This is a genomic window from Acinetobacter legionensis (genome assembly GCF_057165765.1).
Map to the genome: position 1 here is coordinate 2,861,095 of NZ_CM169896.1, position 16,795 is coordinate 2,877,889.

3 protein-coding genes are annotated in these 16,795 nt (G+C 39.5%); all 3 read right to left on the reverse strand.

Annotation, left to right across the window (positions count from 1 at the left end):
• Nucleotide 1 precedes the first annotated feature (1 nt).
• The 3 genes from AC2G3J_RS13090 to blp2 all read right to left on the reverse strand — a co-directional run bounded on the left by AC2G3J_RS13090 (nucleotide 2) and on the right by blp2 (nucleotide 16,702).
• A complete protein-coding gene (locus AC2G3J_RS13090; protein WP_483770097.1) occupies nucleotides 2–8,794 on the reverse strand; it encodes an MBG domain-containing protein in 8,793 nt (2,930 codons plus the stop codon).
• A gap of 226 nt (nucleotides 8,795–9,020) precedes the next feature.
• Nucleotides 9,021–14,183, reverse strand: coding sequence for an anti-phage protein ProA (locus tag AC2G3J_RS13095; RefSeq protein ID WP_483770098.1), 5,163 nt, complete (start codon nucleotides 14,181–14,183; stop codon nucleotides 9,021–9,023).
• A gap of 110 nt (nucleotides 14,184–14,293) precedes the next feature.
• Complete coding sequence (blp2, locus tag AC2G3J_RS13100; protein ID WP_483770099.1) at nucleotides 14,294–16,702, reverse strand: Ig-like repeat protein Blp2; 2,409 nt, start codon at nucleotides 16,700–16,702, stop codon at nucleotides 14,294–14,296.
• Nucleotides 16,703–16,795 lie beyond the last annotated feature (93 nt).

Sequence of the window (16,795 nt, forward strand, 5' to 3'; positions counted from 1 at the left end):
ATTAGTGCTCCCCTGCCAAAATTTGAATACCTGCAGTGTTAACTCCACCTTGGCGTACATCTAAATCAACTGTATTTAAGACGTTATTGGTTTCAGGCAAATAACGCGGTCGTTTGAATTGTATGGCTTGTAAATACGCTGCAGGGGTTAACAGATAAATATCAGCTGTGGTCACAGCGGTGGTATCCACAAGTTTGTAGTTTTGAGCATCTAAGCCACCTAGACTTAAAGCTGTAATCGATACATTTTTTGCTTGCCCTGTGGTTGCACTGTCAAATTGTCCTATTGCTGTTGCAACGTTTAAATTATCCCCAGCGTAGATCCCGTTGAATTGTGCGTTGCTGAGATTAAGTTCAGCGGCAGTTAATCCATTATAAGTACGATTGTTAGCCGTAATTCCAGCAATGTTTTGAATATTGGCTTGGCGAATATCTGCCGTAGTTTGTGCAGTGTTATTCATCAACTCGTAGTTGTGTGCATCTGCACCACTTAAACTAACACCCTGAATCGAGACTTGTTTTGCTATACCCACATTTTTATCATCGAATTGTCCAGTTGCTGTTGCAACTTTCAATTCATCGCCTGCAACCATACCAGTGAATTGTGCTGATCCAGTATTTAATGTTGCGTTGGTGGTTGCATCATAAATACGATTATTGGCGCTAATGCCTGTCACTTGGTTAATTTTAGCTTTCGCAATATCCAATGCACCATTAACAAAAGTTAGCTCATAGTTTTTGTCTGCACCCGTTGCAGTATTGGCGTATTTGCCAGCATCTTTGCCGGTAACCGTTGCGCTTACACCAGATAATACAGATTCTGTCTCTCCATTGACTAAACCAGAAGCACTAAAACCAGCAGCAGTTTGATCTTTACCGTTATAGGTGGTTGATACACTATTGGCGGTCACAGTGGCTTTAGCTTTAGCAATATCTAATGAGCCATCAATAAAACTAAGATCATAGTTCTTGTCGAGACCTGTTGCAGTATTGGTGTATTTGCCAGCATCTTTAGCAGTCACCGTTGCTGAAACACCTGATAAGACCGATTCAGTTTCACCATTGACCAAACCTGTTGCACTAAAACCAATAGCCGTTTGGTCTTTACCGTTATAGACTGTATTTAAGCTATTGGCGGTCACAGTAGCTTTGGCTTTGGCGATATCTAAGGAACCATCAACAAAACTTAACTCGTAGTTCTTGTCTAGACCCGTTGCAGTATTGGTGTATTGGCCAGCATCTTTGCCGGTAACCGTTGCAGTTACACCTGACAATACCGATTCTGTTTCACCATTGACCAAACCTGTCGCACTAAAACCAGCAGCTGTTTGATCTTTACCGCTATAAACCGTATTTAAACTATTGGCGGTGACAGTGGCTTTAGCTTTGGTGATATCCAAAGAGCCATCAACAAAGCTTAGCTCATAGTTTTTGTCTAGACCCGTTGCACTATTGGTATATTGACCTGCATCTTTAGCAGTCACAGTAGCTGAAACACCTGAGAGTACTGATTCAGTTTCACCATTGACCAAGCCTGTTGCAGTAAAGCCAGTAGCTGTTTGATCTTTACCATTATAAGTAGTTGATACACTATTGGCGGTCACAGTGGCTTTAGCCTTAGCAATATCTAATGAGCCATCAATAAAACTAAGATCATAGTTCTTATCTAGACCTGTGGCTGTATTGGCATAACTACCTGCATCTTTACCTGTGACAGTTGCTGAAACACCTGATAATACCGATTCAGTTTCACCGTTGACCAAACCTGTTGCACTAAAGCCAGCAACTGTTTGATCTTTGCCGTTATAAACCGTATTTAAACTATTGGCGGTGACAGTAGCTTTGGCTTTGGCAATGTCTAATGAACCATCAACAAAGCTTAGTTCATAGTTTTTGTCTAGACCCGTTGCACTATTGGTATATTGACCTGCATCTTTAGCAGTCACCGTTGCTGAAACACCTGAGAGTACTGATTCAGTTTCACCATTGACCAAGCCTGTTGCAGTAAAGCCAGTAGCTGTTTGATCTTTACCATTATAAGTAGTTGATACACTATTGGCGGTCACAGTGGCTTTAGCCTTAGCAATATCTAATGAGCCATCAATAAAACTAAGATCATAGTTCTTATCTAGACCTGTGGCTGTATTGGTATAACTACCTGCATCTTTACCTGTGACAGTTGCTGAAACACCTGATAATACCGATTCAGTTTCACCGTTGACCAAACCTGTTGCACTAAAGCCAGCAGCTGTTTGATCTTTGCCGTTATAAACCGTATTTAAACTATTGGCGGTGACAGTAGCTTTGGCTTTGGCAATGTCTAATGAACCATCAACAAAACTTAACTCGTAGTTCTTGTCTAGACCCGTTGCGCTATTGGTGTATTGACCTGCATCTTTAGCAGTCACCGTTGCTGAAACACCTGAGAGTACCGATGTATCTTCCCCATTGACCAAGCCTGTTGCAGTAAAGCCAACAGCTGTTTGATCTTTACCGTTATAAACCGTATTTAAACTATTGGCGGTGACAGTGGCTTTGGCTTTGGCAATGTCTAATGAGCCATCAACAAAACTTAACTCGTAGTTCTTGTCTAGACCCGTTGCGCTATTGGTGTATTGACCTGCATCTTTGGCAGTCACCGTGGCTGAAACACCTGATAAGACTGATTCAGTTTCACCATTGACCAAACCTGTTGCACTAAAGCCAACAGCTGTTTGATCTTTACCGTTATAGGTAGTCGATACGCTATTGGCGGTGATAGTGGCTTTGGCTTTGGTGATGTCTAATGAACCATCAACAAAAGTTAACTCGTAGTTTTTATCTAGACCCGTTGCGCTATTGGTGTATTGACCTGTATCTTTGGCAGTCACCGTTGCTGAAACACCTGAGAGTACCGATGTATCTTCACCATTAACCAAGCCTGTTGCACTAAAGCCAACAGCTGTTTGATCTTTACCATTATAGGTAGTCGATACGCTATTGGCAGTTACGGTGGCTTTCGCTTTGACAATATCTAATGAGCCATCAACAAAGCTAAGCTCGTAATTTTTATCTAGACCTGTTGCAGTATTGGTATATTTGCCAGCATCTTTAGCAGTCACCGTTGCTGAAACACCTGATAAGACTGATTCTGTTTCACCATTGACTAAACCAGAAGCGCTAAAGCCAGCAGCTGTTTGATCTTTACCGTTATAGGTAGTCGATACACTATTAGCAGTTACAGTGGCTTTGGCTTTCGCAATATCTAATGAGCCATCAACAAAGCTTAGCTCATAGTTCTTATCTAGACCTGTTGCAGTATTGGTATATTGACCTGCATCTTTAGCAGTCACCGTTGCTGAAACACCTGATAAGACTGATTCAGTTTCACCATTGACTAAGCCTGTCGCACTAAAACCAGCAGCTGTTTGCTCTTTACCGTTATAAACCGTATTTAAACTATTGGCGGTGACAGTGGCTTTAGCTTTGGCGATATCCAAAGAACCATCAATAAAACTTAACTCATAGTTCTTGTCTAGACCCGTTGCGGTATTGATGTATTTGCCTGCATCTTTAGCAATCACCGATGCACTTACACCTGAGAGTACCGATGTATCTTCACCATTGACCAAGCCTGTTGCAGTAAAGCCAACAGCTGTTTGATCTTTACCGTTATAAACCGTATTTAAACTATTGGCGGTGACAGTGGCTTTAGCTTTGGCAATGTCTAATGAGCCATCAACAAAACTTAACTCGTAGTTTTTATCTAGACCCGTTGCGCTATTGGTGTATTGACCTGCATCTTTGGCAGTCACTGTTGCTGAAACACCTGATAACACTGATTCAGTTTCACCATTGACCAAACCTGTCGCACTAAAGCCAACAGCTGTTTGATCTTTACCATTATAGGTAGTCGATACGCTATTGGCAGTTACTGTAGCTTTCGCTTTGGCAATATCTAATGAGCCATCAACAAAGCTTAGCTCGTAGTTCTTGTCTAGACCTGTTGCGCTATTAGTGTATTTGCCAGCATCTTTAGCAGTCACCGTGGCTGAAACACCTGATAAAACTGATTCAGTTTCACCATTGACCAAACCTGTTGCACTAAAACCAGTAGCAGTTTGATCTTTACCATTATAGGTAGTCGATACGCTATTGGCAGTTACTGTAGCTTTGGCTTTGGCAATATCTAATGAGCCATCAACAAAGGTTAGCTCGTAGTTCTTGTCTAGACCTGTTGCGCTATTAGTGTATTTGCCAGCATCTTTAGCAGTCACCGTGGCTGAAACACCTGACAATACACTTGTAGTTTCACCATTGACCAAGCCTGTTGCAGTAAAACCAGCAGCTGTTTGATCTTTACCGTTATAAACCGTATTTAAACTATTGGCGGTTACGGTGGCTTTGGCCTTAGCAATATCCAAAGAGCCATCAATAAGCGTCAGATCATAGTTCTTGTCTACACCTGTTACTGTGTTGTTGTATTTGCCTGCATCTTTAGCATTCACCGTTGCGTTTACGCCTGATAATACTGATTCTGTTTCACCATTGACCAAGCCTGTTGCAGTAAAGCCAGTAGCCGTTTGGTCTTTACCGTTATAAATGGTTGATACGCTATTGGCGGTGACAGTAGCTTTAGCTTTAGCAATATCTAATGAGCCATTAACAAAACTGAGCTCATAGTTTTTATCTATACCTGTTGCGGTATTGGTATATTGACCTGCATCTTTAGCAGTCACCGTGGCTGAAACACCTGACAATACCGATTCAGTTTCACCATTGACTAAGCCTGTCGCACTAAAACCAGCAGCCGTTTGATCTTTACCGTTATAGGTCGTTGTTACACTATTGGCTGTTACTGTCGCCTTAGCTTTGGCGATATCCAAAGAGCCATTAACAAAACTTAGCTCGTAGTTCTTATCTGTACCTGTGGCTGTATTGGCATAACTACCGGCATCTTTACCTGTGACAGTTGCCGAAACACCTGACAATACAGTTGTAGTTTCGCCATTGACCAAGCCTGTTGCACTAAAGCCAACAGCCGTTTGATCTTTACCGTTATAGGTGGTTGATACGCTATTGGCGGTTACGGTGGCTTTCGCTTTCGCAATATCTAATGAGCCATCAATAAGTGTCAGATCATAGTTCTTGTCTGCACCTGTTACTGTGTTGGTGTATTTGCCTGCATCTTTAGCAGTCACTGTTGCAGTTACGCCTGACAATACAGTTGTAGTTTCGCCATTGACCAAGCCTGTTGCACTAAAGCCAACAGCCGTTTGATCTTTACCGTTATAGGTGGTTGATACGCTATTGGCGGTTACGGTGGCTTTCGCCTTAGCAATATCTAATGAGCCATCAATAAGTGTCAGATCATAGTTCTTGTCTGCACCTGTTACTGTGTTGGTGTATTTGCCTGCATCTTTAGCAGTCACTGTTGCAGTTACGCCTGACAATACAGTTGTAGTTTCGCCATTGACCAAGCCTGTTGCAGTAAAGCCAGCAGCCGTTTGATCTTTACCGTTATAAACCGTATTTAAACTATTGGCCTTTACAATGGCTTGTGCTTTGTGAATTGTGGCACTTAAACCTATAGGCTGACTAAAAGTATAATTTCCTGCATCCGCACCTGTTAAGTTATAGCCTGTTACGATCACAGATCGGATTCCTGCATTCTTATCTGTAAATGTTCCTAGACCACTACCAGTCAATCCAACAAAATCTCCAGCAAATGGATTGATTGAAGCAGTACCATTTAAGGTCGCATTGAACAAGCCATCATACGTTTTATCTGCAACACTTATTCCATTAATGGTTAAAACTGCAGGCGTTATACTGGCTTTAAGATTTGTCGGCTGCAGCAAGTTGTAATTTAAAGCATCTGTTCCAGTCAGCGTATAACCCGACACAATCACATTTTTATTATTGCCCACATTTTTATCAGTAAATGATCCAAATCCAATACCCGAAAGTGTCACTGAATCACCTGACAGCACTGTCACTCCAGCAGTACCCGATAATGTTGCTACTTTTGATGTATCATAGACTTTGTCAGCAACGCTCAAGCCATTAATATTTAAATCTCTTTTCGCGATTGTTAATGAACCTGATCCACCATTTTCTTTATAAATTACATCATCGCCAAACTGTGTTATATTTGCCGCGATTGGAACACCACTAATCAGGATTGAGCCATCATTTAAACTATAAATCCCTGCATTTTTACCAGTTGTTTTATAATTCAGCCCTGAAGCCAGCGTTCCAGAAGCTATCGATCCATCATAAATTTTGTCAGAAAAATTAGCGACAATTTCTGTAACCAAGGGTTTAAGGAAATGACGTAGTAACGGTGCAGATCTTCCTTCATAAATACGCCAGACTTTTCCTGTACCACCTGCATCATCAATATCCCAACCTGCAAAAGTAGAAATTTGCTGAAGTTCTGTTGTGGTTTTTCCTATACCACCCGCACTGCTTGTTCTTCCAGAAGTACTGGTGTTCCAGAAACTATTTGTGGTTGTACCATTACCACCACCAACGAGACCACCAACAAAAGTATTCCCAGTTACACTTCCAGAAGAATAATTTTTGTCAACACTTCCGCCATTGAAACCCACCAGTCCTCCAACATATTGATTTCCGATGACAGTACCTGTTGCATAAGAGTTATTGATTTGCCCTGATATTCCACCAACTAAACCACCAATATAATTATTTCCTGTCACTGCACCTGTTGCAAAAGAAGAACTTACAACTCCGTCACTATAACCAACCAAACCACCAATATAATTATTATTAGAATATTTTCCTTTTACAGTCACATTGGCATAAGAATTTAAGATATTTCCTGAATTATAGTTCCAACCCACCAATCCGCCATACTGCTCGGTATTACCTGTGACTAAGCCAGCATTGACATAAACATTATTAATCGTGCCAAGATTAAGCCCCACGATCCCACCTGTTTTTCCATAACCTGAATAACTTATATTATTCAGTCCAAGATTTTGTATAAGTGCATTCTGATGCGTAATCGCAAACAGTCCAATGCCCTGATACATAGAGTCAATACTTAATCCACTAATCGCATGACCTAATCCATCAAACCGTCCACGAAAAGCTTGTTGTGATAGATCCATTGGACTTAAAGTTGCATTATAAAAGCCAATTGGGTCGAATCCGGTATAGCCATTCCACTGCCATGTACTACTGGCATCTATGTCTGCACCCAACACATAATTACCACTCAGGTTACCGTTGATCCCTTGTAAATCTTGACTTATAGTCGAACCCTGTGCGCCCAAAGCCGTAATGACTTGATAGTTAATGGTAGCAGCCGTTCCTTTTTGGGTACTAAAATTCTGCCCAGCCTTTAAGTTTATTTTTGCGCCAGTGTTAATATAGTAATTAGCATTGGTATTGGCTGTATTTTGTCCATATATCAAATTAAGTTTGCCACTGTTATTGGTCGCTGTGATGTTGGCATTAATGTTGATGTCATTTTGTGCATTTAAAGTCAGGCTGGTCGCACTCCCCCAAGTCACATCAGCATTCACATTGATATCACCCTTTTGGTTACCCGTAGAGCTAGTTAGCAATATGACATTACTGGTTGCAAGACTGCTTGCTAAAGTGGTTGCGCCTATGCCGCTACTACTTGCCGATGCATTACCTGAATTAATACTGAAATCGGTAGGGTCGATCAACCAGTTTCCGATTTTCCCGCCCTCAGAATGAGAGGACACTATCGTATTATTATTAATCTTTACTTTGGCTGCTGAAGTTTCAATAAACCCACCATCTTGACCATTTTTCCCTTCAGCTTTAAGCAGGCCACTGACATTTGTTTCACCATTTTGCATATCACCTAACAAAATGATTTCACCTTTGGCATTTTGGCTTAAGCGATTCGCTTCAATAATCCCACTATGATTGACCACGGCTTTACTTAAACTGTCTTTGGCTTTTGCAGTTAAATATACAGCGCCATTGTCGGCAAGAATTGCACCACCATTGTCCACCAAGCCTTTTAATACCCCTTGATCAACTTGGTACTGGGTCAGTGAACCATCCTGTAAAGCAAGAGTGACTTGACTGGCAGCAGTGAGATGAGTAACGCCATTCGGTGTCACAATAGAGCCGGTATTTTTAACATTGGGCGCAATCAGCGCAACAGTTCCACCTGATAAAGTTTGAATACTACCGTTATTTTCTATCGTTGCTGTGCTATTGGCATTGGCTTTTAAAGTATATTTTCCATTTTGAATATCCGCATCGTTCAAACTTAAAGTTGAAGCAACCAAACCACCAACATTCACTTGAGCTGTCTTAGAAAAAACCACACCATTTGGATTGAGTAAAAACACCTGCCCATTGGCATTTAAACGCCCCATAATCTGCGATGTATTGCTATCCAAAACCCGATTAATGGCTATAGATGACTGGTTTTGTTGATTAAAATTAACCGTTGCATCTTTACCAATATTAAAAGTATTCCAGTTGGTCGAAAGGTTTTGACTATTTTGATGAATATTTAAAACGTTGCCATTTTGGGAAATGTTGGCTGAACCTTGAGTGATATTGGCGCCTGTAGGCAGTTCAGTATTAGAAATTGCGGCATAAATCGATAACGGCAATAAAGCCAGCCCCAAAAAAGCCAATCGGATTAAATTTATCCCTGATGCTTTATGAACACCGCCCTTCAGTGCGTTTTTATGGTCTACAGTACTTTGTGAAGTATTATGATTTTTTGCCAATTCTGAAACTGCTTGCCAGCACCTAAGTTGTGAATTCCAAATAACTTTATAAATTTTGTTCATGATAATCCCCAAATCTACATTTTGATCAAATATCAATCATTAGATCAAATGGGGGAATATAGAGATATACCTGAAATTGGGTATTTTATATGTATAAGTTCACGTTTTAGATAAAAATAAAAACGCTGAATGAAATTATTCAGCGTTTATTGGAAAGCACTATGCATCAAATTTAAGCCAAACAAGCGCTATAAAATCCGATTTCACAAACACCTACTAAAAACAATTAAGACATTTTATTGACCAAAGCTTCTAATTGACGATGTAACTTTTCAAGATTTCCTCTTGGATCAAGCCACCACTCTACAGTCCATAATTGTAATATATGCCAACCTAAACCTTTTAAAACTGTTGGGCGCAGTTGATCACGATCTCGTGCGGTTGCAGCCTTGGCATAATCATCACCATCTACAAGGATGCCCGTTAAATACTGCCCTACAATTTTAGGATCTTGAATTGCAAGATCAATCCGACCTTCTCCACTCCCCACAGCTAAGTCTACTTTCCAACCTAACTGCTCTAATTGAGTTTGCAAATACAACATCAGCTCATCTTTAGATTTTTCTTTTCCAACAGACTGTGCGTAATAAGCCATCTGCCCAGTTTGTGCAAAGCTAAGGAAATCTTTTAAATCCCGTACACCTTCACTACTGGTTCGCGAGAGATCAATCTGTTCTGGACGAAGTGTAGAAAAAACATGCAAACCCTGACGTGCACGAGTAATCGCAACATTTAAACGGCGCTGTCCACCTTGACGATTTAAAGCACCAAAATTCATCAACAATTTACCGTTTTGATCTGCAGCATAAGTGATTGAGAATATAATCAGATCTCTTTCATCACCTTGTACATTTTCCAAGTTCTTCACAAATAATGGCTCGAAACCCTCTCGGCTTAATTGCTCTAACTCGGGATAATTTGCCAACTCATTGTCTAACAAATCTTCAATCAGTTTTTGCTGGGTAATATTAAATGTCACCACACCAACTGTTTGTTTAACCTCAGCCGTGAGTTGAGTCGTTAAATGCTGGATAATAAATTGCACAATCGCTTGTGCCTCTGCCTTATTGGTACGGGTATCACCTTTATCATAAACCCCTTGAACTGGGTGTAATTGAATTGCACTATCCCGAGCCACAGGTGCCGGGAACGTCAATAATTCACCCTTATAATATTTTTGATTACTAAACTGAATTAAGCTTTCATAGCGACTACGATAATGCCAATTGAGCACCAATTCTGGCAATTGTGCGGCCAAGCATTCATCCAGAATACTTTCCAAATCTTCGGTAACATCCTCATCGATCGCTTCAGAATCGCCTTTTCCAAAGAAACTGGTTGGTGGCATTTGTTTATTATCACCCACAACAATCGATTGTTTGCCCCGAGCCAAAGCACCTATCGCATCCCAAACAGGAATCTGTGATGCCTCATCGAAGATCACCACATCAAACTTAGACTCAGGATCTAGATATTGAGCGACTGAAAGTGGACTCATTAACATACACGGTTTTAAACCTGTAATCACATCGGGAATTTGCTTAATTAATTCACGTACGGGTATATGCCGACGCTTTTTGCCCAACTCTTTATTGAGTAAAGCCCATTGTTTTTTAAACATTTCAGGGTTTTCAAAGATTTTATACCAACGACGGGTAATTTCCTCACTGGCAAACTGTTGATGTTCCCGATCCTGCTGCGAAAATTTCTGAATTTTTTGCTGCTGCAATTCACCATTAAACTGGTTGAGCTCAGGATGTTGACTAAACTGCTGAATAATCCATTGCCGAGCAAGATTAATATCAATTAACAATATCACATATTCTTGTCTTAACTTTTGAGCAGCATATTGCACGTTTGCTTCGGATGGCTGATGTTGTAAAAACTCGCTGAAACTTGCTAAACCCTGTTGTTTAAGTTCAGTTTTTAAACCTTGCCAATTTAGCCAATGGCGCCACTCACTTATCACAGTTTGTAATTGCCGTTGACGTGCAATAAGTTCAGCAAAAGTGATCATTGAATAGCCTTCTAAGTGTTCAGTTTGAAGCTGTTGATCGCTTAAAAGCTGGCTATATATTTTTTTTAATTCATCTACATATTGGGTGATTTTCCCCAAATCGTGCTGGCTTGCAAAACTCACTGCCTGCTGAATCACTGAAATTTGACTCATACGTTCTGAGAGTTGTTGTTTCAGTTGCGTCCATGCGATCGAAATATTTTCAAACTGTACCCAATCTGTCTTTTCAGCTTGCCAATAAGATTCCAAACGGTCTTTCAGCTGATTTTCAATGCTCTGGAATTGCTGCTGATAATTTTGAATATTGATCAGGATTGGCAAGTCATTTTCAACCACCATCGTTGATGGACGTTGTTTCTCCGTCTGATAACTCCGAATTAAATTTCTCAGCTGGTATTTTCCAAACCAAGACCAAGGCCAAAATTTGGCAACAGCTTCACGCCATTTAAATTCGATTTGTTTTAATTCAGCTTGGTAAATAGACGCATCATAATTAAAAATTAAGCGTGTACGGTTTTGCTGTATTTCTGTGCAAATCGCTTTTGCTTCAGAAATTTGTCGTATATCTATCGCATCAACAATTTTTAATAATTTCAAATCATGCTGCTGAGCGAAATTAAACAATGTCTGATAAATATCGAGATCTTTTTGTAGTTGCTGTAGATTTTCCGCACGGGGAAATTGGCAACACTCTTGCCAAGCTTGTACTGAAAAATGCAACTGTGGAATCAGTTCAGCTAAATGTTGTTGTTGCTGTTGGTACTGATCTTGCCATAACAAATTCCAAATATTCTGCGGGCTTCCCTCTGCAAATCCCTTAAGTATTTCAAAAGAGGATGGGGAAATTTGTTGATATTGTAAAAATGCTTTTGTACTGAGCGCTTTTAACTGGTTGCGAGATTGTTCAGTTAACTGCTGAATGTTAAGTTCAAATCGTAAGTTGTCTAAATCCCGATGTAGCAGCTCATCACTCATGGCATCAAATAAACTCCAACCAATCGGATGCTGTTGATGTAAAATATGCACATGCTGATTTAACTCATCGCGGCTTTCCACCAGTTGCTGAGAAAGCAATTGCCACGCTTGCTGGGTTTGCTTTTGCTGAACAACATAAGGATTATTGTTATTTTCGGCACGTTCACGAAGTTGATCTAAAACTTCTATTTTTTGCGCTTTTGCAGAATGTAATTGTAGACATAAATCGCCTAATCCAATCTGGTTTAAACGACGGTAAACCACATCTAAGGCCGCCATTTTTTCTGAAACAAATAATACTGATTTTCCATCTGCTAAACATTGCGCCACCATATTGGTAATCGTTTGAGATTTACCCGTACCTGGCGGTCCAGAAAGTACAAATGTTCGTCCCAATGCAGCTGACATTACCGCAGCAAGTTGCGAGGAGTCAGACGACAAGGGCGTGAATAATTGCTGAGGTTGATAGTTTTTATCGAGTTCGACTGGATGAGGAAAAGCCTCTTGTTTTTTAAATGGTTCCCGTGGTGTTTCAATCAGATGATTGACCACAGCCTGTTCTTTTAGCTGTTGCATACGTAAAGATAGATCACGCCACATCAGATATTTTGAAAATGAAAACTGACCAATTGCTGCTTCTGCAGTGACTTCCCATCCTCGCATATTGACCACCGCACGGCGTACAATTTGTAATACAGCATTCACATCCACACTAGATTCATCTATTGGCAATGGATCTAAGCCACTCATTTCGAGCTCAAAGTCTTGTCTTAATAACTGCAATAAAGTTGAATTAAAGCGTGGCTCATCATCATACATCCATAACCGATAACCAGACTTAGCAGATTCGCGCGTCATTCTTACAGGAATCAATAATAATGGTGCTTTAAAGCTTCTTTGAGCTTTCTCTGACTCTTTCCATTGCAAAAATCCAATGGCTAAAAATAATGTATTTGCTCCACCTTCCTCTAATGCCGTCCGTGAAGCCCGATAAACTTCAACCAAGCGTTTATTTAAGGTTTCACTATCTAGACCACTAAATAATAGCTGTCGATGCAAATTTTCATCAATATAGTGTTGTACATGATCAGCTTCATTCTCACGTGTCACATTTTTTAAAGAAATATGCTCAATACTATGGAAGAAAAACCCTTTATTTTCTGCTAAAGCATCTTCCAAAGAGGCTAAGGTTTTCTCAGAACATTGCAAGGGAATGCTTAGGCGATTATCTTTAAAGTTTAATAATTTATTTCTTAAACTTAAATCCAATAAACGCCTTAGCCAACGCTGTACGCGGGTTGCAACATTTTCACTTTCATCAGAACTAGCATACTCAGGCAATGAGGCTTGTGTCCAAGTAATCTCATTATCATCAAGATTTTTTCTGACATCCAACTGCAAAGAAATCGGACGCACTCCACGTAAACGACTTTGTCGAATATCAATTGCAACATAAAACTGTTCAATTTTTTCAGGTACTTGTAAAAAGCACTGAGCAGATTCTATCGCTTGCTTTAAACTATTTTTTGAGGTCAGCAGTGTGGTTTCAATAAACGTAATTGCACCGAGTTCCGTACATTTACGTAATGTTTGCAGATCATCAATCAAAATGTCGACGAGTGGTGTTTCATGTAGCCAAATTCCCAAAAAGCTGTGCCCCTGAATCAACATAACAATCGGATCAAGTCCGATTTGTTCCAGCAATGAACTGAGCAACATCGTACTGTCTAGGCAACATGCCATTTTTTCTTCTAAAATTTGTTTGGCAAAGCGAATCCGTTGCCCTTGTTGAATATAACTTGCAGGATTTACAATATAGCGTAAATCCTGTTCATTTAATGCCTGCCAAATCGCATTGACTTGCTGTAAAACATGTTCAGGATTTTTATCTGAATAACCATTTAAACTGCCAAGATTCTTTTCAAACAGTACTTCACTGGCACGTTTTAAAATAGGTACTAACGAAGCAGCATTAGGTTGTGAAAAACATGCCAATAGTTCAAGCGGTTGTTTTTCTCCACCCCAAGTATCGACAGTTAGAACTTGAATTTCTTGTTGATGCTCTGCCAATAAATTATCTTCTAAATCCAACCATTTAAAGCTTATGTTTACTTTTATATTTTCAGATAAATTTAATAGAAAATGAATATCAAAATTCAGTTTAGGATTATTGATTTGGGTACTTTGTTGTTCATCCAACATCCCGATATGGATTTCTGTTCTTTGAATAAATTCAGGATTCGCTTGAATAATAAGCTTACTTCTAGGAAGTAACTTACTACTAGTTAAAGAAATACTGTGAATTAAAGGGATAGCATTCTGCTGAAAGACAAAATTTAAACTTGCGCTAGCATCGATAAAGATTTGGAATTGATTTTGTTCAACAGCATCTGACATAAAAATTTTAATCCTAGAATTTTTTTTGATTTTGAATACAATCTTTTTACTTTATACCAAATTCATTTCAATAAAAAAGCACCCGTAGGTGCTTATCTGATTATTTTCAATCAAAAGGTTAGTAATTGTGGATCAAACAAATCCTTGATCAGATCAGATTGCAATACAGGTATATCTTGCGCTGATAGATTTTCGACTTTATTGAAAGCAACCAATGCAGTACTTTTAGCATCATCGACAATGGCTGTAGTGCTTTGATCAATTGTTCGAGCAAGCACGTCATCAATTTGATTTGTAGTTAAATCATTGACAGAAGTATTTACCAACAATTCATCGACTGACAAGCCCATGCTTTCATGAGAATTAGTATTGGTGTCTGTCTTGATATTTTCAAGCACATCTTGCAGTACAGTGTTTATACTTGTACTGAGGGTAGTTGAACTGCCAGCAATAGGCTTATGATCTAAATCTGAAACATTTGAATGGAGCAACGAGAATTGATTTTCTATGGGTGATGATTGATCGAGTACTTGAGCCCTACTTTCTGGTTCAGAATTTAAAATACCTAATCCAATAGCATCAGTACTTTTAGCTGAATCAATATTCGAATCAGCTAAATCAGCATGAAAAGCTGACGTTTCATCAAAAACTGCCATTTTTGTGGCGATTTCTATTACAGTAAATGTTCGTGCATCACTTACTAAACTGGTATTCCCTGCTTTATCCGTTTGTACAGTGGTAATACTGTGACTTCCCAGAGTTAAATCATAAGCAAAACTAAATGACCATTTACTATCTGCACCAACTGTGACCTTTCCTACCGCCTGATTATTGTCATAAATAATTAAAGTTGCTCCAACTTCTCCTGTTCCTGAAATCACAGGCCGCTTGTCATCTGTCGTCCCATTTGCAGCAACAGAACCTACAGTTGTCCCAACATCATCAACCACATCTGTGATTTTTGGACTTGCAGGCGCAGTTACATCTTTGGTTCCTGTTACAGATGTAAGCGCTGACTGATTTCCAGCTGCATCTGTTGCATATACACTACCGACTTTTGCTTCAGTCAATGCTGTCGAAAGCGTAACAGAATAATTTCCGTTTGCATCTGTTGTTGCTGTGCCTAATAATTTATTTGCACTGTCATAAACTGAAATTTTGGAATTTGCTTCAGCGGTACCCGTGATCACAGTTCCTTCAGCATTTAAATTGGCCACGGGTTTATCTGGTGCTAAAACATCTTGTCCAGCTTTAATTTCTACAGCACTCGACTTATTTCCTGCAGCATCTTCAATTATAATTTTGCCAGTCTTGCTTGCATCTAAAGCAGGAGAAATGGTGATATTGAATTTGCCATTGGCGTCTACAACACCTGTTGCAATCACCGTACCTGTTGAATCTTGAATGATCACTTTAGCATTTGCTTCTGCGGTTCCATGTATTGAAGATCCATCTTTAGATACATCAAACTTAGGTTGATCAGGTGCTATAGTATCTTTACCGACTTCAATATTATGTTTTTCTGATTTATTACCAGATGCATCAATCGCTTCGACTGTACCAATCTGGCCTGTGGTTAAAGCAGGAGAAATAGCAACAGAAAATTGTCCCTGTGCATTGGCTTTTGCAGTACCAATCAGTTGACCCGCTGGATCATACACATTAATTATGGCATTCGCTTCTGCTTTACCAGTAACAATATTTCCTTGCTCATTTAACTGCCCCTGAGGCTCATTGGGTGCAATAGTATCTTTAGTACCCACAACCGAGGTATAGGTTGAAGCATTTCCAGCTTTGTCTTTTGCATTGATATAATAAGTATTATTGTTCAGCAAAGCCTCCGGCAGTGTCAATGAATAATTTCCATCTTTATCTACCACTGCTGTAGCAATCACTTTCTGGTTTTTATCAATTACATAAATAGTCGCACCCGCTTCAGCCGTACCCTTAATTTCAGTACCTTCTGGATTTAATGTTGCAGTCGGCGTTTTCGGTGCAATAATGTCAGTAACCCCCTTTGATTGATTACTTCCACCATCATCAATCAATGCCAAACCTAAACCAATTGCAGAAGCAAGACCGACACCTGCTTTCACTGCGCTTGAAGAAAATAAATTTAAAAATGAAAACTCAGGTGTTGAATCTTCATAAGCAGAGATTTGTTGAACACCCGCAGTATTGGTACCTTCATAGAGTAAAGTGTCAAGTTTTTGCAAACCGCTATAGTCTGTAAAGTTTCCATTATCATCAAAGTGAGCAAGTGAGAAACTTCCATCCGCTTTAGGGAAAGTTAAAGAATGGGTTGTAGTTGCATTGGTTTGAAAAAATCCCTCTAAAACAATTTGCTCACCATTATTTAAACTAATAATCAGCTTATCACCTAATCGCTCTAGTGTTTTCACATCTTGTTGTGTGACACCAATTTGAATAATAGCAGGTTGATTTAAACTGACTGTTTTTGCTTGAGAATCCTGTAGTAATATTTTGTCTTGTTTTGCAGCGACGACTATTCTTGTCATTTATACCTTCTATTGATTTAAAATGTATTTTTTGAAAATTATACAGAAGGTATTTATATATACAAACGACTTAAACTAATTTCTGAATTATTT